The organism is Pseudooceanicola batsensis HTCC2597 (genome assembly GCF_000152725.1).
GTDB lineage: Bacteria > Pseudomonadota > Alphaproteobacteria > Rhodobacterales > Rhodobacteraceae > Pseudooceanicola > Pseudooceanicola batsensis.
The window spans coordinates 3,314,829-3,338,985 of the sequence record NZ_CH724131.1 but is presented as its reverse complement, the minus strand read 5'-3'; the positions used below and the strand labels follow the sequence as shown (position 1 = coordinate 3,338,985).

1 protein-coding gene (running past one end of the window) is annotated in these 24,157 nt (G+C 66.4%); it reads right to left on the bottom strand.

Annotation, left to right across the window (positions count from 1 at the left end; all coding sequences use genetic code 11):
* Positions 1 to 24,157: the 5' portion of a CARDB domain-containing protein gene (locus OB2597_RS19845; RefSeq protein WP_084658899.1), read on the bottom strand. 12,440 nt of this gene lie to the left of the window's left edge; 24,157 of the gene's 36,597 nt are visible here — the first part of the coding sequence; its start codon is at positions 24,155 to 24,157; the stop codon falls past the left edge of the window.

Here is a 24,157-nt window from a genome sequence, read left to right as displayed (position 1 = left end):
GCACGGGCTCCAGCGTGGCGCGCATCACGATGGTCTGACGCGATGTCAGGTCGCCATCGTCGGCGAGGAAGGTGACGTAGTAATCGCCCGCCTGCCCCGGTCCCGGCGTCCATGTGACGATGCCGGTGCCCGCATCGAGCGTGGCGCCCTCGGGCAGGTTCAGGGCCCGGAATGTCAGCGGATTGCCGTCGGGATCGGTGCCCTCCAGCTGAAAGCTCTTTTCCTCGCCGATGAGGAAGGCCCGGTCCGAGGCAACCAGATCCGGCGCGCGGTTCACATCGGCGATGGACAGGTCGACCGTCATCGTATCGGTCAGGCCGCTCGCGTCCTGCACGCCAAAGGTGACCGAATACTCGCCGCTCTGATCGTATTGCGGGATCCAGGAGAACTGGCCCGTCTCCTCGTTGAAGTTCGCGCCCTCCGGCAGGCCGGACAGCACCGACATCTTGATCGCGTCGCCGTCGGGATCGTTGGCGATGACGGTGAACCGCATTTCGGCGCGGTCCCGGCCCAGCTGCGTGACCATCGGCACGAAGACGGGCGCGCGATTGGTCGGATCGATCTCGATCACGACCTCCTCCGTGCTTGTCCCGGCGCCGTCGGACACCTCGAGCGTGAACGAGAAGGTGCCGACCTGACGCGCGGTCGGCGTCCAGCTGAATTTGCCCGTTTCGCGGTCCAGCGTCGCGCCGACCGGAAGATCGCCGGCGGTGAAGGTGACGGCGTCGCCATCCGCGTCCGATGCCTCGAACCGCTCGGTGAGGGGCGCCCCGGCCTCGCCCGAGAGGGTACCGATCGGGTTGAGGACGGGGGCCACGTTGCCGGCCCTGACCGTGACACCGAACCGCAACTCGGTGACGGCCGGGTCGGTCAGCCCGTCCGCGCCGGTATCGGTGGCCGTGACCACGGCCTCGTACGTGCCGGCATCGCCGCCGGTCGGCGTCCAGGTCAGGACAGCACGGCCGTAGATCAGCGGATCCATGGTCAGAACCGCGCCCGACGGCAGCCCGGCAAGGCCGAAGGTCAGATCGTCGGCATCCAGATCCGTGGCGTCGAGTTCGATCGAGACCGTATTCCCGACCGGCGCGACGATATCGCTCTGATAGGCGAACTGCGGGGGTTCGTTGTCCGACAGGACGTCGATGACGAAGGTGTAGAGATCGCCACGCTGGATCCCCTGGCCGCCGCCGTCGTCGAACGCTACCAGGCGCACGGCGTGTTCGCCCCGGTCGCCTACCCCCGGTTCGATCCGGATGAGCCCGGTGCCGTCGCCGTTGTCGGTGAAGGTGATGAACTCGGGCAGCGGGAAGCCCGGCTGCTCGTTCTCCAGGATGAGCGTGATCGGATCGCCGTCGGGATCGAAGGCCGAGACCGGGATCTCCTGCACCTCTCCCCGGGCGATCTCGACGTTCTGCGGGTCGGTTAGAACGGGCGCGAGGTTGAGCTCGCGCACTTCGATCGTGACGGTTTCGGTCACCTCGAGCGGAACGCCGGTTCCGGCGCCGTCGTCCGTCGCCCTGAAGGTGATTTCGTAGGTGCCGGCCTGGCTCGCGCCCGGCGTCCAGGTCAGTTCCCAGGTCTCGGGATCGAAGGTCGCGCCCTCCGGCAGATCGCCGACCACCTCGATATCGACGGTCCTCTCCTGTCCCGGCAGGGCGACCACCTCGCCCTCGGCGTCGCGGAAGGGTGGCTCGTAGAACGGATTGTCGGGATCGCGGGCGAAGGCGCGGAGCATGAACAGCTGGCCTTCGTAGGTCTGCAGCCCGTCGAAACTGTCGAAGACCGGCGCGCCGTTCGCGGCGACCACCTCGATCTCGACCATCTGCATGGCGATGCCGTTGCCGTCGGAGACAGCGAACATCACCTCGTAGGTGCCGGCCTGGATGTAGTTCGGCGTCCAGTTGAATTCGCCGGTCTGCTGGTTCAGCGTCGCGCCGAACGGCAGGGTGTCGTTGAACACGCCGAACGAGAGGTCGGCCCCCGGCTCGGCTTCGGCCTCGAGCACGAAGCGGATGCGGTCGCCTTCCACCACGGTCCGGTTGCCCGGGTTCTTCAGGGCCACCGGGCGGGCCGCCGGCGCGACGAGGACGGTCAGGTTGGTCGCCACCTCGCGCAGCCCGTCCGAGGCGCGGACGACCAGATCGTAAGTCCCGGCCTGTTCGTATCCCACCTGCCAGCTCAGGATATTGCGGTTCGGATCGAAGCTCGCCCCTTCGGGCAGGTTGTCGATCCAGACGACCACCTGGTCCAGGTCGGGATCCGAGGCGATCAGCTCGACCTCGGAGAACTGGCCCTCGGTCAGGCGCATCTCGGACGGGGCCGACAGGAAGACGGGCGCGCGGTTGCCGCCCTCGACATCGAGAACGAGCCGCAGCAGACCGACGGCGCCGCGCGGGTCGAAGGCCTGGACGACGATGGGTGTCTTGTCGTTGGCGGACCCGCCCGGGGTCCAGACTATTTCACCGGTGGTCGGATCCAGCGTCATGCCCTCGGGCGCGGTGAGCAGGTTGTAGATGACGGTCTGACCGTCGGGGTCCACGGCATTGACGGTGAACCGAAGCTCTTCGCCGACGGTCGCCCCGCTCGGCACCTCGCCCTCGAATTTCGGGGCGAGGTTGGGGGCGAGTCCGCCGATGGCGCCGGTCGAGAAGAGAACGCGCTTGCGGTCCGGCGTGGCGACCGAGACCGTCTTGGCCGAGGACGTCTCACCGGCCATCAGCCGCCCGTTCGTCAGCGCGTCGGACAGGTCGATCAGCCAGAGGCCCTGGTCGCTCTGACCGGCGGTATCGAGGGGCAGCCCCTCGTAGCCGCGCTGCGGATCGAGCGTCAACAGCGCGGGCAGGATCAGGTCGGTATCCGACGCATTGGTGATCTCGACATCATAGGAGACGGTCCCGAGCGAGCGGTCGAACCGCGTCGAGACAAAGCGGATGTCCAGCAGGGCCGAGAGGTCCTCGATGCCGGTGAAGGTCGTCACATGATCATCGATCATGCGCATGCCGTTGGTCGAGGTCACCGACTTGCTGACGGTCATCGTATAGTCGCCGGCCAGCAGATTGCTGAACTTGACCAGCGCGGTCCGGGTCGTCGCGTCGTAGACCACGGCGACGGGCGAGACCTCGCCCTGGTTCTCGCCGACGAGGGTGTAGTTGTCGATGTTGACGACAGAGGCGCTCGAGCCGGGGTCGCCCGCGAACATGTCCTGGTCGTAGCGCACGGTCATGACCGACAGCGGCAGCGGGACGACCGCGTCCTCGGGCGGGTTGGTGGCCACGATGCTCGGGCTGAAGGCCGGGGCGATGACATCCACCTGGTTCGACTGCGAGATCAGCACCCGGCCATCGGTGGTGGTGATGACCACGTCACCGCGCGTCCCGCCCTCGGCCACGTCGATCCGGCGGCGCGTGGCCTGGTCGATCATGGTCAGCGCCGAGCCCTCGGCCACTTCGCCCGTGTCCGAGATCGCGCCGGTGTTGTGGCTGACGAAGATCAGGTCCTCGATCGCAGTGCCGAGCTGGCCGAAGGCCAGACTGTCGATCTCGCTGTCGAAGGTGTATTCGATCTCCGCCCGCTGGCGGTCGGTGAAGCTGACCACCTGCTTGCGGTCGGGCCAGGTCACCGCCCAGAGCTTGCCGTAGTTGTCGAAGGCCAGCGAGCCGACGCGCAGGTTCTCGTCCCGGCTCCACTGGGTAAATTCCTCGGTGTCCGGGTCGAAGGTGACGATGCCGGAGTTCTTGCCGACATAGATCAGTCCTGTCGATTCCTCGATGGCGAGCCCCATGGTGACGCCTTCGCCATAGGCTTCGATGACGCCGCCCGTGGCCATGTCGAGCTTGAGCAGCGCGCCGCCGCCGGTGGTCGCCCAGATGTTGCCGTCTGCATCCTCGGCGAGGTTGAAGATCGGCTGGTCGAGCTGCGCCAGCAACGTCGCCGGATCGTTCGCCGAACCGCCGTTTCCGTCGAAGACGTAGAGGCTGCCACGGTTGGCGCCGCCCGAGACGAGAATATCGCCGGTGCTGAGTTCCAAGAGCGCCATCGGCGCGATGCCGGCGTTCGACGCAGGGATATCTGTGGCAAAGCTGTTGGCCACGAAGGGCCGCAGCACGCTGTCGAATTCGGACGGCCGCGTGAGGGGATCCGCGCTCGGGATCAGTTCTTCGGAGATCGCGAACAACTCGTTCGACGAGGGTTCCAGCACCGGTTCCGGCGGGCGCCCGAAATTGGGCGGAGTCGTCCCGTCGACCGTCGCCGGCGCACCGAGGTTCACCGGCGCGCCGTCCGCCGTGACAGCCGAGCCGTCGCGCGGTTCCTCGCGGTTGCCCGCGACATCGGTGGCGAGCGCAAGGAACTCGTAGGTCTTGCCGGTCTCGCCCGCGAAGATCTCGATCCCGGAGGCGGATTCCACCCGTCGCTGCCAGATCTTGAAGTCGCCCCCGTCCTCGGAGACGTAGATCGTCACGTGTTTCACGCCCGATCCGGTCGCGTCGTCCTCGGCGCTCCAGCGGACCTCGACATCGTCTGTGCCCTCGATCGTGGCGGTCACGAGCGTGGTGGTCGGACCCGTCCCGTCGACGACCTGGACCAGTTCCATCGTCTCTTCCGGCGCGGCGCTGTCGAAGGAGACGACGGCGGAGGCGGAGATGCGGGTGCCGGTCGCCACGTCCTCGGCCGGACGAACGGTGTAGGAGACGAAGCCCTGCCCCTTCCCGCCGCTGTCGTTCGGCGGGAAGAGCCCGCGCGAGCCGTCCTGGATCTGTTCGCCGGTCAGCGGGTCGATGGCCTGGATCACCCACCTGGCAGCGGCGGGGTCCTGGTAGATGTCGATCCCGGCCGACACCCGGACGAGGAAACCGAGCGTGTCGGTAAAGTCGATCTCGTCCTGATAGAACCAGCGGCCGTCCGGCACGTCGATGGTGATGTCGCCGACCTTGATGTCGCCCAGCTCGAAACTGCGCGGGTCGAGATCGGTATCGAGCTGGGTGACCACCTCGATCCGGTTGGCGTGGCGGGTGCTTTCGGCGTCATTCTCGAACTTGACCGTATAGGGCAGCGGTTCGGTCGCGGGCAGCCAGCCCATGGTATCGAACGTCTGCGGCCCGACGAGCGAGGCGAGACGCCCGGAATTCTGCGGATCGGCGAAATAGTCCGAGAAATCCAGCGCCGAGAATCCTTCCCCGTCGACCGGGCCGGGGGCGCCGGAGATCAGGAAGTCCTCGGGGAGCGCCGCGCCGCGTTCCTCGAACGGGACCCAGGGGCTGTAGATGCGGACCGCCTCGAAATGCGTCTCGTTGGTGAGGCCGAGGTCGTAATCCTCGAACTCCGGCAGCGCCGCGAAGGGGATCTCGCCCGTGTAGCAGTCGCTCATCCGTTCTTCCCAGAACTCGATGTCGGCCATCAGCGTCTCGTCATGGCCGTAGAGCGTGCGCAGCTGCTCGAAAAAGCCCAGGATATCGGCGTCGCCGCGGATGTCCGTCCCCGCGGGGCCGAACAGCAGGCCCGAGGCGATCACCGACATCAGCGACAGGATCTCCTGGCGTTCGCGGATCGGCGGCGCCTCACCGTCGGGGCGGAGGATGCCCGCCTGCTCGAGCGCCGCGAGGTAGAGGTCGACCCATGTGTCGGCGTCGGCGGCCAGGGCCACAACACCGCCCGGCGCGTCATCCGCCGCAAGGATGGCGTCGCGCAGGTCGAGCGCCTCCTGCGTCTGGTGCGCCACGAATTCCTCGCGGGTCATCGAAGTCGAGGCCGCGAAGATGTGGAACCGGAACGGGATGAACGGGATCTCGCAATCGCCCGGCTTGGCGACGTTCTTGTTGTAGAGGTCCTCGAACGGGAAATTGGCCAGCGCGCCGCCCAGACCGGGATCGATCTCGGTGGCTTTCTCGACCACCGCGTCGAACCAGTCGCCGATGGCGCCTTCGCCGCCCTCTGCCAGGATCGGATCGAGATCGGGCAGGACATTGGCCATGCGCGCCCGGAAGGCGCCGAAGGCCTCGTCATGCAGGGCCTGCAGACCGGGATAGGTGGCGATGTTGAAGGTGAAGCCGGCGAAGCCGTCCGCCGGCAGGTCGAACAGATAGCCGCTGGTGGTCAGCTGACCGTCGGTATTGACGATGCTTTCCAGCCCCGCCCAGAACACGTCTTCATTCGGGGTGCCGGCGGCGCCGTCGGGGGTGCCGCGCACATTGGTGAAGAACTCCAGGAACGGCAGGCCGTAGACATAGGGGTTGAGGTGCAGCTCCGGCACACCGACCTCGAAGAAGGTATAGGGCGCGTCGGTGTTGTTGAGGTTGTGGAGCCCGACCGAATAGGTCTCGGTCTCGCCGGGGAGGATGACACGGCTGCCGCCGATGCCGATGGTCACGTCGCCCTCGATGGCGCGTTCCACGAGGAAACGGTAGGGCAGCACGGCCTGCGCGCCCGAGGGGTTGGTGACCTCGATGTCGTAGAGGCCCTTGGGGGCGTCGGACAGGTCCCAGACCGCGATGATCTCGGTCGAGTTGACCACGCGCCAGTCGACCGGCGCGAATTCGGCGATGTCGGGGCGGACCAGCTTGACGGTGGCGTTCTCGGCGAACTGGGCGCCCTTGATCGTCGTGGTGACGAACTGGCCGTCCCCGCCGCGGTCGCTTTCGACGCTCGTGATCACGAGCGGCAGCAACTCGGCCAGCAGCGTGATCTCGACGCCTTCGGGCGGGCCGGAGTAGTTGCGGACCGACACGTAGTAGACCCCCGGCTCGGTATCCGGGACGACGGCCACGAGGTCCGAGGACAGCGGCCCCTCGTAGGTGGCGTCGAAACTGTTCGGCGAGGGCAGCGCGTCGTGGCGCAGGAAGATCTCGTTGTTGGCGGTGTCGTCGGACGACACCAGCGTGACGCGCAGGGTTTCCTCGGGCGGGACCACGATCCGGTAGAGCCGTTCCTTGCCCAGCCCGAGGCTCGTGGTCAGCGGCGTGCCGATCAGCATCTCGTCCACGGCCACGTCGAGCACGTCCGCGCTGGCCGTCGTGTTGTTGGCCTCGTCGACATCCTCGAACACCTGGTCGAAGATGTCTGTCCGCACGATCACGCGGTACCCCCCCGGCGTCGAGGCCGGCATGGTCGTCTGCAGTTCAAGCGTATAGCTTTCGCCGGGGTTGAGGGCGCCGGACCGTTCCACGCGCCCGACGGGCCGGTCCCCGATATCCCATGTCCCGTCCGTCGACAGGAAGACGGAATCCGACCAGCGCCCTTCGGCGACGACCGAATCCGACCTGTTGGTCACGGTCCACTTGATGGTGATCGGCTCCCCTGCCCGGGCATTGGCCGGGATCTCGATGGACGAGACCTCGATATCCGTCGGCGGCGGAAGCTCGACGATCATCTGGACGTCCGAGCGGCGGTCGTTGTCGGCCTCGGCCTCGCCTTCGAAGACGGTGCCGCGGCCGCCGTAGCGGTTCGGGTCGGTCACGACGAAGACGTAATAGGCCTCGGTCGGGAGGTCGGTCGGAACGCCGAAGGTGCGTTCCACGTCATAACTCTCGCCCGCGTCCAGGCCGCCGGTATGGGTGATGCTGCCGAGGAAGCGGTCGGCCTTGAGGTCGAGGAAGGCGTCGCGGCTGAGGTACACCAGATCCGTCCAGCGGTGCTGCTGGAACGGCACGTCGCCGCCGGTGTTCGTGACGGTGTAGGCCACGTCGAAGTCCTGGCCGCGCACGGCCCGCAGGCTGGCGTCCAGCGCGGTGATCTCGAGGTTCGGCGGGACGTAGGGGCCGACCGTGACGGCCTCGAAGGTGGTGTTGTTGCCTTCGCCCTGGAATTCGCGCACCTCGCCGTCGGCCGCCCCCGCCAGTCCCGGCAGGCGCGACGAGATGGTCGAGCGGGCCCGCCCGCTGTCGCCCAGGTCGCTGTCGGCCACGGCCAGGACGTGGAAGTCGCCCTCGATCTCGAAAGGCAGGGTCACGGTGACCGTGGCGGTATAGCTCTCGCCCGGCTCGAGGATGCCCTCGCGCTGGTGAACCGCCTGGATTTCCCGGTTGCCTTCCTCGCGCCGGAGCAGGAAGTCGCCCTCGTCCAGCGAGGGATCGAGCGACAGGTAGACCCGGTCCACCCAGGCCTCCTCGCGCGTGGCGCGGTTGCCGACGTTGGTGACCTCGAAGGTGATGTCGACGGTCTGCCCGGCCTGCAGATCCGACGGCACCTGAAGGTCGGTCACCTGCAGATCGGGTTCGGCATAGACCACCGGCAGTTCGGCGCGCAGCATCGTGCCGGTCGGATCGTCGAAGGCGTAATTCCGCAACCCCTGGGTCTGGCCGGCGATGGAACCGTCGGTAAACGGCCAGCCCCGGTCCGCCTCTTCAAGGCCGCCTTCGGTGTTGGAGAAGACGTAGATGAAATAGTCGCCGTCGATTCCCGGCGGCAAGGTGCCTTCGATCGTCCGGGTATAGCTTTCGCCGGGCTGAAGCACGGTCGCGTTGGATATGATCTCGGTCCTGAGAAGGGTCGCACGCGACCGGACGAAGACCGGATCCTTCGACAGGTAGACCTCGTCGCGCCAGAACTTGGTGCCGTCCCAGATCGCCACCTCGCCCTGGTTCTCGACCGTGTAGCTGATTTCGAGCTTTTCGCCGGACATGGCGACTTCGGGCGGATTGACCGCCGTCACCACGAGGTTCTGATCGGGCGAATGGACATCCGTGGCCGCGACGTCCTGGTCGTTGCTGGGGTCCGTGTCCCGATGCAGGCTGACCTCGGCGATGATGTACTTGCCGTCCACTCCCGGCGGCAGGTCGAAAGTCTTGTTGAACGCCAGGGTGCCGCCCTCGGCCGTGATGGTCTCACCGCCGAAGCGCCCCAGAAGCCAGCGCTCCTGACCGCTGGCGTTCAGCGCCGGGGTCCCGGTCAGGTAAAGGTGGACCTGATAGCCCGAGGCCGGGCCGTCCCCGTTGTTGGTAAGCGTATAGCTGACCTCGAATTCGTCCTCGCCCGGTATGCCCGCCCGTGCCGAGGGCGTCACCGCGTCGATGACGATGCCCAGTTCGGGCGTCACGATCGGCGGCGGGTTGCCGATGATCTGGATCACGCTGCCGTGCTGGCCGATCACGTCCGAGCCGCCGGCCTTGTAGTTGTTCGAGTTGTTCTCGGTCGGATCGTCCTCGTTCACGTTCACCGCCAGCGTGTCTTCCAGCAGCGTCGCGTAGGGATCGACCCAGGGCGTGATGTAGTAGTTGCCCGAGACCAGCGTATCGGGCAGCGAGACGGTCAACTGGCGGTCGTAACCCGCGCCCACCTCGAGAATGCCGCCGGTATAGTCGAGCGTCTTGAGCAGGATGTCCCCCTGCCCCGGATGCGGCCGGTTCTTGTCGAGCGTCAGCCAGATCTGTTCCTTCCAGGCGCCCAGGTTCGTGTCCCCTGCCCCGCGGTTGGTGACGGTGTAGTTGACCGTCACCTCGTTGCCCTCGAAGGCCTGGAACGGCGTCACCACGTCATGGACGACGAGGTCGGCAAAGGGGATCGGCTCGACATAGAGTTCGTGCACGCCGAGGTTGTTGTTCTCGTTCGGCCATTCCGAGATGCGGTCCCCGCTGTCGGTATGGACCAGCAGATAGACGGTGCCGCGGAACCGTTCCGGAATCTTGTAGAAGACTTCCTGACTGCGGTACTGCTCGCCCGTTCCCAGGGCGGCCTCGTTCGAGAAGCTGCCGAGGCGGATGTCGTCGAAGGAGATCTTTTCGTCCAGCGACAGATAGACACTGTCGGTCCAGTTCGGGCCGGCCGCCTCGGGGCCCTGGTTGATGACCGTCCAGAACAGGCTGCCGGTGGCCCCGGCGGTGAGTTCCTCGGGCGCCTCGAACCCGGCGACCTGCAGGTCGGGACGCGGCAGGACCGAGACGAGGATCTGCGTGTCCGAGACGCTTTCGTTGTCGTCCTCGTCGGTGTGCTCGTAAACGTCGTCGTTGAAATCCGTGATGACGATCAGGTCGTAGCGGTCGTTGGTCTCGACCGGCAGGACGAGCTGTTCACGCCGCGTGTACGAGGTATTGGCCTGCAGGGGGCCGTTGAAGGTGTAACTGCCGACGAGGATGTCCCTCTCGTTCGCGGCGGTGTCGGCGTTGCGCAGATACAGGCGGTCGGTCCACGACCCCTCGGCCGGGCCGGTTCCGTCGTTCATCACGGTCCAGGTGACGTCGATGGCGGTTCCCTCGGGCGCGGTCGCGGGCGCGGTGACGTCGGTGACGATCAGATTGGGCGGCGGTGTCAGCGACACCTCGACCGCCTCCGAGGCGGCCGTGTTGTCCTCGCCGGTATAGATGAATTCGTAAGGGCCGGACCTGGCCGAGGAGGTGCCGGGGGTCTCGACGAAGAAATACGCCGGGCCGGTCCAGCCCTCGGGCAGGGTGACGCTGGCTTCGCGCGTGTACGAGGCGTCGGGCGCGAGGAAGCCGAGGTGGTCGAAATTCCCCATCAGGACGCGGCCGTCACCCTCGGGATTGTCGGCCAGGTACACCCGGTCGTGCCAGCGAGAGGTGTTGGTCAGGCCGATTCCGTCGTTGAGGACCGTCCAGGACAGCGTCATGGGCTGGCCAGACTGCGCGGTGGCCGGCACCGTGACGCCGGTCACCTTCATGTCCGCATAGGGGATCGGCGTGACGTCGAAGAACCCGGTAAGCGTCCTGGTGTTGTTGGCCTCCTGCCCGTTCTCGAAAACGGCGTCGGCGGAATCGGTGGTGACATACAGCGTGAACCGGCCGGTCAGTTCCGCCGGCAGATAGACGGATTCCGTGCGCTCATAGCTCTCGCCCGCGTCCAGCCCGCCGGTCCGGGCAAAACCGGAGAGCAGGATGTCGTCGCTGTCGCCCAGGATGTCGTCGCGCGAAATCCAGATCTGGTCCACCCAGTCGTCGGTGATCCCGCGGCCGGTGCCTACGTTCTCGACCGTCCAGGTGAATTCGACCCGGGCGGGATCGTCGACCACGAGACCCGGCGCGATGACGTCGGTCACGCGAAGGTCGGCATAGGGCGCCAGCGCGATCTGGAGGGGCGCGGCGGCAATGTTGTCGTCCTCGTTGCCGGTCTCGATCACCGTGTTCGTGGCGTCCGTCTGGACGAGGATGTACCAGTTGCCCGACAGCTCGATCGGCAGGTCGACCTCGAGCGTCCCCGGCGCCTCGGCGCCGATCCCGAAGGGCAGGTCCGCGTCACTGTCGCGCGACCCGAGCAGAACATCGCTGGCGTCGAGCACCTCGTCGCGGCTGAGCCAGACCCGGTCGGCCCAGCCGTCGGTCGCGGCGCCGGCGCCGTCGTTGGCGACCCCCCAGTCGACCCGGATCGTGTCACCCGACTGTACCGCATCCGCCGACAGGACCGGCGTCGAGACCGTCAGGTTCGGGTGGCGCAGCGACAGGGGATCGTCCGAGGCGCTGTTGTCTTCGCGCCCGCCCTCGAAGACGTCCGAGTACCGATCGGTCAGAACGGTGATCCGGTATTCCTCTTCGGCCACGTCCGGAATGGTGACGGTCCGGGTCACCTCGTAGCTCTGGCCGGCGGCCAGGTCGAAGACCCGGTCGATCCGGGCCAGCATCCGGCCGCTTCCCAGCCCCGGTCCGGTCAGCCGGATCTCGTCCGTCCATGGCGCGCGCGCCACCGCCTCGCCGGTGTTGGCGATCCGGAAGGTCACCTCGACCACCTCGCCCGGGACGATGCTGTCGGGGCCGTCGACGAGCGTCACCTCGAGATCCGGCGACGGGGCCGAGATCAGTTCGAAGCTTTCGGCGGTGGCGCGGACATTGTTGCCCGATACGCCGCGTTCGAAGACGGTGCCACCGGCATTGGTCTCGACGACGATGAAGAACGTGCCGACGAAGCCCGGCGGCATCGCGATGTCCTGAACCTGGCTGTAGCTCTGCCCGACGGCCAGTCCGGCGGTGCGGGTGTAGCTGCCCAGCGTCGCGACCGAGCCGGCCAGCGTGCCGTCGGTCGACAGATGGACCACATCGGCCCAACCACCCGCCGGCGCGACGAGCGCATCCGGCCCGTCGTTGACCACCCGCCACGAGATCCGGCCCACTTCGTTCGCGGTGACCGTTCCGGTCGGGCCGGTGAGCGTCTGGACCCGCAGATCGGAATAGGGCGAGCTGACACTCACCAGTTCGCGGTCGGTATTGTTGGCGAAGGTATCCGGTTCGATCACCGCCCGGTCGGCATCGGTGACGACCAGCAGATAGACATCGCCCTCGATCCCGACGGGCGAGGTCACATCGGCGCTGCCGGTATAGGTCTCGCCGACCCCCAGATCGCCGGTGCGGGCGAAGCTTCCGATCTCGGTATCGGTCTCGTCGAAGACCGTGTCGGTCGAGACGTAGATCCGGTCGGTCCATCCGCCCGTCGCCGTCGCGCGGTCGCCGATGTTCTCGACCTGCCAGCTCACGGCCGTCGGCGTCGCGCCGTCCAGGGCCGAGACGGTGCCGATGATGCTGGCCACGAGGTCGGGATAGGGTGTCGCGACCGAGGTGACGTCGACCGAGGCCGCGTTGTTGCCTTCGGCCTGGTTCGTGGTCAGGCCGGCGCGGGCCTCGTTCAGCGTGTCCTGGCCGTTCCGGCGCTGATCCGCGCGCACCTCGACCCGGATGGTGCCGACACCGGCATTGCCTTCGGGCAGGGTCAGCGTCAGCGTGCGCGTATGGTCCGCCCCCGCCACGAGGGGCATGTCGGCGTTCAGCACCTCGACATCGTGCAGCCATTGCCCGGTCGCGACATTGCGCACCAGAACACGGTCGTACCAGTCGCCGGCCGTGCCCGCCGCGCCCCGGTTGCTGACGGTCCAGTTGATCGTCAGCGGGCCGCCGGCGGTCGGCGCCGCCTGATCTAGCGTGATCTCGGAAACGACCAGGTCGGGCGCGGATGCGATGACCCGGCTCTCGCTGTTGTTGGTCTCGCCCGTGCCCTCGGGATTGCTCTCGAATTCCTCGCCCAGGGCATCGACCACCACGTCGAAGCGGAACTGGCCGGTGCTGTCGACGCCGGAGGGCCAGGCGAGGGCGATGAACCTCTCGCGCGCCTCGCCCGCCGCCATGTCGGTCTCCGCCTGCTCCCGCAGGTCCTGCGACAGCACGATGCGCCCGGTCGACTGGTTGGTGACGACCAGCCGCTCGGTCCAGGGGCTTGTCGCGGCGTGGGTGCCCGCGTTCGTGGTGGTCCAGCTGACCAGAACCCCCTGCCCCGGCGCCCAGCCCCCGGCGGGATCGACGGTGATGTCGCCGGCCACCAGATCGGTATAGGGGGCGAGTTCGGTGGTGATCGGCAGGTCGGCGGCGTTGTTCAGCTCGGCCGTGCCCTGCGGGTTCTGTTCGGCCACGTTGTTGTTGATGTCGATGCGCAGCGCCACGGTGAGATCGCCAACGGCCGCGCCGCCCTCGGGGAGGGTCAGGTTCGCGGTGCCGGAGATGGTACCGTCGGGCGCCACCCCGTTCGCGCCGGTCGCGTCGTAGGGCACGACCATGTCGGCCAGGACCAGACCGCTGTCGGCGCGGCGGATCGTGACGCGGGTGTTGAAGGCGGCATCGACCGGCGCGTCGCCGGCATTGCGCAGGGTCCAGCGCACGGGAACCGTGCCGCCGGAAAGAAGCGGGTCGGCCGTGTCGAGCGCGAACTCCTCGACGACGAGATCCGGGGCCGGTTCGCCATCGACCGCCAGTTCGACGGGCTCGGTGACCGGGTTCGCATAGACGTTGAACCCGAAGTTCTGGTTGCCGCCGACATGGACCCGGCCCTCGATCAGGATCGTGTAGGTGCCGGTCTCCTGCAGGACCGTCGTATCCAAATCGGTGGCGAAATAGGTCTCGTGCAGCTCGCGGCCGTAGGGATCGAGGATCCGCCAGAAGACATTGGAATTGCCCGAGGTCGCGTCGAAGAAATAGCGTTCGCCCGCCTGCGCCTCGAACTGGTAGATCTGGGTTTCCGTCGCGGGGGCGAGTTGACCGCTGACCGGCGTGCCGATGGTGATCTGCTGCGCGCCGCTCGCGTCCAGGACGGCCAGCGAATAGGTGCCCGTCCGGCCGCCGGTGGTCGTGACGTCCAGACTGTAGTCGCCCGGGACCAGTTCGAAGAACGGCGGATAGGAATTCGCATTGGCATCCGACTGGCCGAAGTTCCGGCTCGAGACCTGGCCGCGCGGGCCGGTCAGGGTCCAGCGCCAGTTGTTGTCGTTCGGCCCCTGGATGTCGACATAGATCCGCCGGGTCTCGGTCAGGGAGAAGGTATAGGCCGCTGTCTGGCCCGGCAGGTCGAGCGTTTCCTCGATCCGCTCGCCCAGGGTCAGCTCCTCGGTCGAGCCGGCCAGCGGGATCAGCCGGAACGAGTGGGTGCGCACGTCGGTATCGTAGACCTCGCCCTCGATCATCAGATAGAAGGTGCCGTCGGCGTTCAGCGTCACCGACTGAATGTCGCTGTAGACGTTGTCGTTGCCGTTGGTGACGAGCGAGCCGTACTGGTTCACGATCTTCCAGTGGCCGTCGAGGTTGCCGCCGGCGAAGTCGAGGTAGAACCGATCGCCCTTTTCGCCCGAGAAGGTGAAGATGCGGCTCATGGCGCCGGGGTCGTAGGTGGCGTCGACCTGTTCGCCGATGGTCAGCGGAACCGCATCGTTCAGAGACCGCACCACGAAGCCATAGCTGGTCGCGTTCGTGGAGGTCTCGTCCAACGTGATCCGATAGCTGCCCGCCTCGACCCAGATCACGGTCGAGTCGCTGCGGAACGTGCCGTCGGTGCGACGGATCTCGTTGTCGTAGAGCGTGCCCGAGGGGCCGGTCAGCCTCAGATCGAGCGAGCTGGAATTGGTGAAGCCGTCGATGTGGATGAACCCGGGCTCGGTCACCTCGAAGGTGTAGGTATCGCGGTCCCAGTACCGGTCGATCTCTCCCTCGACGACCTCTCCGAATGCGATGGCGGTATCCGCTCCGTAATCCGGGGCGAGGACGCGGAACCGATAGGCCGTCGCGTCCGAACGGTAGTAGCGCGGCTCGGCCAGCAGGGTGTAGGTGCCGGCCTGGGCGAGGGTGCCGGCCTCCCAGTTGTTGGAGCCGTAGAGACGCTGGAACACCGTCTCGCCGGTCGGAGAGATCAGCCGGTAATAGAAGTCGGCGCTTCCCGACTCGATGCCGGTGGCCATGTAGAACGGCTGATCGCCCGTCCAGTCGAACTGATAGATTTTGGTCCCGTTGAAGGGGGAGAAGGTATCCTCGATCAGCGTATCGAGTTCGATGGTTTGGGCCTCGGCCTCGACGTCGACAAGGCGGAACCCGTAGGAGCCGGTCGACGCGTTGCTGGTGTAGACCGCGAGGCGGTAGTCGCCCGCCTTGAGGACGGGAAGCACATCGCCCGTATCGTCGTAACTGTCGGTACTGGTGAAGCTTTGCGCCGAGATCGACGTCGGGCCGCTGAGGCTCCAGTACATGCGGCTGTTGTTGGTGAGGCTGTCGAAATAGACCCGCGTGTCCTCCGTCAGCGTGAACCGGTAATAGTCGGCGCCGTTGCCGGTCAGGATGTCGCCGGTGACCTCGTCCCCCAGGTCGAAGCTCAGCGGGGCCGCGGCCTCCTGCATGTCGATGGCGACGTTGTCGATGGTCAGGCCGGCCGTCTGCGAGGTGCTCTCGGCCATGATGGCAAAGCGCGCGTCGGCAAGGTCGAAGCCATCGGCCGGCGCATCCGTCACGATCTCGTGGCGGGTGCCGTCCACGATCAACGCGAGGGTGACCTGCATCCCGTTCTGGACGGAGGTGAACTCCATGTCGAACGAGACGGGGCCGTCGACGAGATCCTGGACCGTCAGGCCGGCGTCCGCCAGGTTGAAGGTGCCGCGGTTCGTCGTGTTGTGATAGAGCGAGATGTGCGGCGTGCCGGTCAGATCCAGCCCGGCGGAAAAGGCATTGTTGAAGGACGGATCGACACCGGCCCAGGGAATGGACCCGACCTTCCCGAACGACGCCGACCGCGCCAGCATGACGCTGAACCCGCGCCCCGGATCGCCCGAGGCCGGAGCCTCGAGATCGAAATCGAACCGGATGCGCGCGCTGTCGTAGGGGCCGGAGGCCGTCTGCCCGAAGGCGATGCCGCTTCGCGTGTTGGCCTTGAGCGGGTCGAGCAGCCGCAGGACCGTCTCTGCGCCCCGGACTTCTTCCGCCGGGGCATCGCCCGCGGCGCTGATCAGGGTATGGGCGATCGAGGACCCGGGGCCGAATTCCTCGCGCGTGTCGCCGGTCGCATCCGCCGCGGTCGGGCTGTGGAGCGTGAAGCGGAAGGGATTCGTGGTGGTGCCGTCCCGGCCGTTGCCTTCGACGAAGAACAGATAGTCGCCATCCTCCTGCAGAACGATGCCGGTCTCGTCCAGCAGGCGCCGGCCCGAGATGACCTGCGAGCCGGAGGCGCCGATCAGCCGCCAGCTCGTGTAGGTGTCGGGCCGTTCGATCACGTCGAGGTCGAAGCGCTGGAACCGTTCGCCCGAGAGCTTGTAGATCAGCGTCCCCAGCCCCTCGGCCGGAAGGACGCCCTGCGTCTCGTCGTTGAAGAACAGCTCGCGCGTGGCGGCCTCGGCATCGACATCGAGCAGCCGGAAGGTGAAATCGCCGGTGCGGTCGGTGGTGGTGTAGACGGTCAGGACATAGGTGCCCGGCCAGCCCTCCAGGATCGGGTTTCCGCTGTGCCGTTCCGCATCGGTCTGGTCAAAGCGGCGGTCGGACCCGGTCAGGTAGTTTCCACCCGGCCCCTGAAGCGCCCAATAGATGTCGGAGCCGTAGGCGCTCAGCCCGTCCATGACCAGGCGGGTTTGCTCCGTCAGATCGAATTCGAAGCGCCGGAAAGCGCCCGGCTCGTCGATCGAGGCGGTCGTGACCTGGCCGAGGACGAGGCCGATCCGCTCCGGTTCGCTCCGTTCGTGGATGCTGAAACTGTAGCGCGCGCGGCCCGCGTGATGAATGTCGCCCTCGACCATGAAGACATATCGGCCGGCGTAGGGCAGATCCAGCCGGGTCAGGTCGTTGGGCGAGGTGTCGTGCAGCAGTTCGCGCCCGTAGGGGTCGATGATCCGCCAATCGGTGTCGCCGGACTCCAGCAGTTCATTCACGAAGACCTGCGTCGCCTCGGTGATCTCGAAGCTGTAGATCGCCGTGGTGTTGGCAGAGTCCAGGTCACCGCTGACGATCGTGTCGAACCCGATCGGCGTGGCGTCGGCGAGATCGCGGAGCACGAGGTTGTAGTCGCCGGTGGAATCGCCGTCGGCTTGGATCAGCAGCCGATAGTCGCCGGCGTGCAGGTGCATGGCCGGGTTGTCGCTGCGGCTCGTGGCGTCGAGTTGCTGGAAATGCCGGTCGAGATAGGTGCCGTTCGGGCCGGTCAGCCGCATGCGGATGTCGGTGCGGTCGGTCAGGGAATCAAAATAGATCAGGCGGTCTTCGGCCAGGGTGAACGTATAGGTCCGCTCCTGCCCGACGGTCGAGATCGTGCCGGTTATCCCCTCCGCGGCAAAGTTGCCGATCGTGGCGTCCAGTCCGTTCGGCCCGGCGTCGGGCGTTGTGGCCCTCGCAGTCGATTGCAGCGGCAGGTAGAGCAGCAGGTCGTCCTCGTCGCCCAGCAGGGCGGACTGATAGGTATCGGCGATCTCGCCGGAGGTGCGCACGTCGCTCCAGGCACGGATATCCGCGATCTTGCCGGTATACATGCCGTAGCTCGTCGAGATCTCCTTGCTCCAGCCGACGAGGAACGGCGCGTCGGCGCCAAGGCTGGGGGCCGGCGTGGTGCCCGCGCTCTCGGACCGGACCTCGACACCGTTGACATAGATGCGCTGCTGGCCGGCGGTCTTGTCGAAGACGGCGGCAATATGGGCCCAGCTTCCCGGCACGATCTGGCCGCCACTGGTCTGCGCGGTGTCCGCCGTCGTGGTGCCGTCGCGAAGGGAGCCCATGTAGATCGAGCCGTTGCTGTTCAGCCAGACCGAATAGGTTCGGTCCGTGCCGTCCGATTTCTGGATCAGCGGCGTCCAGGTGTCGTCGAAGAAGTCGATGTTGACCCAGGCTTCGAGGGTCAGGTTGCCCGTGTGGTCGATCGCGGTATCGCCCGCGATTTCAAGATATTCCGCGCCGCGCAGGTCGATCGCACCGGTCAGCGAGCCCTCGGGATCGGGGCCCTCGACGATGGGGGCCGTGCCGCCGGGATTCTGGCCGCCGATGGTCACGGGCTGCGGCGTCGTGACGATCGGGTTGATCGCGAAACGATAGGTCAGTGCGTTCTGCACCTGGTTCTGCCGGTCGCCCTCGAGGATCAGCGTATAGGTCCCGTCGAGCGGCAGGTTCAGCCCGTCAACGTCCCCCGCGTCGACGGCGCCGTGGATCTGCTGCCCGTAGGGATCGAGCACGCGCCAGGTCGCCCCCGAGGTGCCGACGCTGATGCTCTGCATGTCGATGAAGATGCGGTCCCCCGCGCCGGCATCGAAGGTGAAGGCCCTGGCGCCGCGCTGCGTCGCGATCTCGCCTTCTATGACGGTGCCGTCCGCGGGGATGTGATCGGCCTGGGCGAGGTCCAGCAGCCGCAGGCCATAGGCGCCCTTGAAGGTGTTCCGGCCGTCGAACGTCAGGGTGTATTCGCCCGGCGGTGCTGTGAAGGCATAGTTGCCGTCGTAGTTGTGCGCGGCCGCGTCTTCCAGTTCGCGCGAGATGTTGACGCCGCCGGGGCCGCGCAGGGTCGCGATGATCTCGCTCTGATAGGCGTGGGTATCCCAGTAGAGCAGACGCTCTTCGGCCAGGGTGAAGGTGTAGACATCCACTTCGCCCGCCCTGTCGAGGCGGCCGGTGATCAGGCCGGGCGTGCCGTCCGACATGTCCTCGACCGTGACCGAGACGTCCAGCGGGCCGACATCCGCCGGATCGGTCACGTAATCGCCCTCGGCGCCCCCGTCCCGCATCGGCAGGTCGATCAGCTTGTTCACCGCGACCGCGTCGCCCGCGAAGACCGAGGCCGCCTGCGCATCGTCCAGAGCCCCGTCCCAGTAGACGAAATCGCTCAGCGCGCCTTCGAATCCGGTAGCGCCGTTGCCGCCGATGTAGAGCGGCCCGGTGCCCGAGGGGGCGTTGCCGTTGATCCCCGTCGTCGCGCGCAGGACGCCGTTGACGTAGGTGCGGATCTCGCCGTTCGTGCGGTCGAAGACGGCCACCGCGTGGTTCCAGTCGTCGAAGGTGATCGACCCCGAGGGCGTGTTCGAGAAATTCTGACTGACGGAGGTGTAGCTCTTGGTGGTGTGCAGATAGGCGCTGTCCTCGATCCAGAGCGAATATTCCCGCCCGTAGTCGAGATCGGCGTCCGCGCGGAAGATCAGCGGCGTCCAGGCCTTGCGCACGGTGTCCGGCTTGAACCAGATCGAGACCGAGAAATCGCCGTCGTTCTGCAGTGCGGGGTTTTCGACCCTGATCCGTTCGAAGCCGGTATGTCCGAGGGCCGTGTCGCCCTCGCCCCCGCGCCCCTCGACCACGGTAAGGCCGGACTGTGTATCCGCGGACCAGAGATCGACATCGAAGTGCTGGACGTCGCTGTTCTCCAGCGTGACGTCGTACGAGATCGTGCCCGCGCCCTCATAGACCCGGCCCTCGATCAGCAGATAATAGGTCCCGGTGCGGGCGAAGGTATGGATCTCGCGATCCTGCAGGTAGGTCGGCGAAATCTCGTTGGCGCCCCGGGGGTCGATCAGGCGCCAGTAGACGCCGTTGCTCGAATTGGCGACGCTCGCCACGTCCATGAGGAAGGATTGCCCCGCCTCGGCTTCGATCCGGTAGATGTCGGTGATCTGCTTGGGATCGAGCACTCCGGTGATGCGGTCGCCCAGCTCGACGTCGGTCGCCTCATCGGCAAGGTCGCGGAAGGCGAATTTGTAGCCGCCGGTTCGGGACCCCTCGATATAGACCGTGATCGTGTAGGTGCCGGGCAGGACCTCGATCGTGACGTCGCCGGTGTTGTCGATGGAGTCCGAGTTGCGCGCCCGGTAGTTGCGATCGATGCCGCCGGGCCCCTGGATGCGGATGCGTTCGGAGTGATCGTTGACGAAGTTGTCGAGGTAGAGGGTCGTCGCCTCGGCGACCTCCATCGTCATCACATGGATTTGGCCGACCTTGCCGACCGTCCCCTCCACCACGTCGCCGACCGCGACCGCGCGGGGTTCCGGGTGCTGCGGGTCCTGCAGCGTGAACCCGTAGGTGATGGTGTTCGCCGGGTTCTCGTGGGGGTATGCCTCGATCATCACCGTGTAGGTGCCGGATCTCGGGACGGTGAACTGATCGCGGGCGGCCAGACGATGAGAGTCGATAAGCTGACCGCCAAAGGGATCGACCAGCCGGAAATAGGCGTTGTAGCTGCCTCCGGTGTTGGTGACATCGGTGATCGCGAAGACCTGGCCGGCCTCGAGGTCGATCTGGTAGAGGTCGGTTTCGGTTCCCGGGTTCAACGTGCCCGAGACCGCCTCGTCCCGTGCGATGACCGTCGCGTTGGCCGCGACGTCGATGAACCGGAATTCGAAGGCGGGCGCCTGATTGCCGTTGTTCGAGGTAACGCGGACCGTGTAGTCGCCCGCCGGCAGCGACACCAGCGGCGGGCTGCTGTTGAACGTGCCGTCGACGGTGCGGAAGGTGTTGGAATAGCTGAAGCCCGCCGGCCCGTCGATCGTGAAGCTCGCATAGGAGCTGTAGAGCAGGGAATCCAGCGCCACCAGCTTGGCCTCGGTCAGCGAGAAGGTGTAGCTCGCGCTGTCGTAGGGCGTCGCGAGAGAGCCGGAGACGGGCGTGTCCAAGGTCATCGTCTCTGTCGTGTCCGAGGTCGAGCGCAGGTTCAGCGTGTAGTTCACCGTGCGGCCGGCCGGATCGTAGATGCGCCCTTCGACCAGAAGCGTGTAGCTTCCGGCGCCGAGGCTGAGAGGCGTTCCGCTTGAGATGTCCTGCGGCGACCGGACCTGCCGGCCCCACTGGTCGAGGATCCGGTAGTGGAGCGAATAATATTCCCCGCTCACGCCGACCTCGTCCAGGAAGACGCGGGTCTGTTCCGTCAATTCGAAATCGTAAAGATGGGTTTCGTGGCTCGGGGACAGCTCACCGGAAAAATCGCTGTCCACCGTCAGTGTTATGGTGTCGGCGAGGTTCAGAAGCCGGAAGGCGTAGTCGCCGGTATTGTTGCCGTTCCTCTCGATGCGGAGGCGGTAGGTTCCGGCGGGCAGGTCGATCGCGGGGGAACTGGACAAGTCCAGTGCGTCCGAATTGAAGAAATTTCGTTTGGTGATCAGCTCGCCCTGCGGACCGGCCAGCGACCAGTAGGTCGGGTTCGACGGCGTGTAGAGCGCGTCGAAACAGATGCGGGCGTCCTCGGTCAGCGTGAACAGGTAGTCGTCGACCTCCTGCGCCTCGGCGATCGTGCCGGTGACCGTGTCGCCGACGACATAGGGCAGCCCTTCGAGCGGCGCGGGCGGGGTCGATCCGCTCTTGATCAGATTGAACGCGAAGGTCTGGGCGCCGGTCGGCGAGGCCGAGTTGAACCCCTCGACAAGGAACAGGTATTCGCCGTCGGTCGCCAGGGTCCTTGTGCCGAACTGCGACTGATAGCCTTCGAACAGTTCGATGCCGGCGGGAGAGATCAGCCGCCCATAGGCGTTGCCGGTGATCCGCTGGATCTGGATCTCGTCGCCCGCCTCGCCGGTGAACACATAGGCCGCGGTCGCGTTGCCCGGATCGAGCGTGACTTCCACCGTGTCGCCGTCATCCTCGGGATCGTCATAGGCGATCGCGGTCGCCGTCGCGGTATCGAACAGGCGGAAGGCGAAATCGCCGGTGGTCGACCCAGAACCATCGACGATGAGCGTGTAGTCGCCCGCGATCAGGTCGATGATCGGAAACGAGATCGACGAACTGTCGGACTGGTCGAACCTGCGTCCCGACACTTCGGTGCCGCGCGGTCCGACGAGCGTCCAGGTGAGGGTCGAGCGGCCGGTGAGAACGTCGAAATAAAGGCTCGCATCCTGGGCGAGGCTGAAGGAATAGGCCTTGCGCTCGCCCAGCACGTCAAGCGACCCTTCGGTCGGCTCGCCCACCACGAGATCGAGCGCGTCGGTGCTTTCGGGCACGAAGAGCAGCGAATAGCTTTCCGCATCCGCCTCCTGGCCATAGCCCTCGATCAGGATCGTGTATTCGCCGTCGTCGGGAATGACGAGCCCGTCGATATCGGCCATGTTCTGCGAAGCGCGGAACGTGCTGCCGTTCGGAGCCAGGATGCGCATCCGGACACTGCCGGTGTCGCTCGCCGCGACGACCATGCGGTCGCCGGCATTGGCGTCCAGCTTGTAGATGTGGGTGCCCGTGGCCGGACCGGGCTGGAACTGCGCTTCGGGACCGCCGGCCACTCGGTTGACCAGGCCCGCGTCGGCGGTCTCGTCGAAACCCAGGTTGACCAGCAGGCCCTCCTCGTCCCCGGCCAGCTTGGCCCCCAGGGCGCCGGCGATCTCGGCCTGCGTGCGGACGTCGGACCAGAGTCGGAACTCGTCCATGTAGCCGCGATAGCTGTAGCTCGAGAAATGCCCCCCGAGCTCGAGGAACCGGTCGGCATGGTTCACGTCCTCGGTGATCGCGTTCTCGCCGACCAGTTCCCCGTCGAGGTACAGCTTCATCATGCCGGATTCGTAGGTCGCGGCGATGTGGGTCCATTCGTCGTTCGGCAGCGGTGCCGCGATGCGGACGTCGGGGTCGTAATACCGGTTGATGAAGAAGACGAGGTTGCCCGACCCGTCGAGGTAGAGCCCGTAACCGTCGTTCCAGCCGGTGCTCGACGACCGCATGGCCAGCACGTCCCATTGGCCGTGCGCCCTGGGCTGAACCCAGCCTTCCAGCGTGAAGGCGTCGGAATTCAGCGCGGCGTCGTTGGCCACTTGGACGGTGGCGCCGCCGTTGAGGAAATTGGCGGATCCGCCCGTCCCGTCCTCCAGCGGGGCAGAGTGGTCCGACCGGATGCTATAGGTCTCGAACCCGGCATCGTCGAGCACGCGGGTGACCTGCTCGCCGACCGCCAGAGCCCGGGCCGAGGCATCCGTGAGGATCTGGAACCCGTAGATGCTCCTGTTGTCCGAGGTCCCGCCGATGGTCAGCGTATAGTCGCCGGCCACGAGGTTCATCACCGGGGACCGGTTCGCCCAGTCGGCGTAACGCAGATCGACGTTGGAGAAGACCGCGCCCTGCGGCCCCGTCAGGCTGACCCGCAGGTCGTCGAAGACGCCCAGCATGTCGAAATAGGCCTGCGTATCCTCGGTCAGCGAGAATTCGTAGATGTGCCGCTGTCCCGCCTGGCCGATGGTGTCGAACACGGGGCTGTCCAGTTCGAGCGTCGCGGTCTGATCGACCACCTGTTCCACCGTGAAGGCATAGGTCGTGTCCGAACTGTTGCGTATGTAACCTTCCAGCAGGAGGGTATAGGTCCCGGTCTTGCCGATCGTCAGACGCGCGGGATCGGCGTTGGTGTGGAAGTTCACGTTGCTGAAGACGGCCGATCCTTCGGGGTCGATCAGCGACCAGTAGGCGGTGCCGGAGGAATACTGCTGCGCGTCGAAGAAGAGTTCGGTGCCCTCGACGGCATGGAACTGGAACAGGTCCGTCTCGCGTCCGGCACTTTCCAGGGTGCCCGTGACCTGCGTCCCGAAGTCGACGGGATCGGCGTTGGACAGGTTCAGCAGGCGGAACTGGTAGTCGCCGGTATGGTCGCCGTTGCCGTCCACGGTGAGGGTATATGTGCCGGCATCCAGCGCCAGGATCGATCCACCCTGGGCCCCGTCCGCACCGGTGAGGGACTGGGCCGAGACGACCGAACCGCCGGTACCTTCGAGCGACCAGGTGAAGTTGCCGTCGGGGGTGAGCGCATCGAAAACGACCTGGCGCTCTTCGGCAAGTTCGAAGGTGTAGTAGTCGGTCTCGCCCGGCACTTCGATCGTGCCGGCGACCGGCATGAGGTCGGCGGAGAGCAGGATCCGCGGCTCGAGCGTTTCCACGTGCAGACCGCGATTGAGCGAGGTCGATCGCCGCAGCCGGCTTTTGCGGCTGTCAAAGCGACGATCGTCCAGATCATCCGCGATGCCCAAGGCTTTCGCCCAGGCGGAATCACCTATCAAAATACCCAT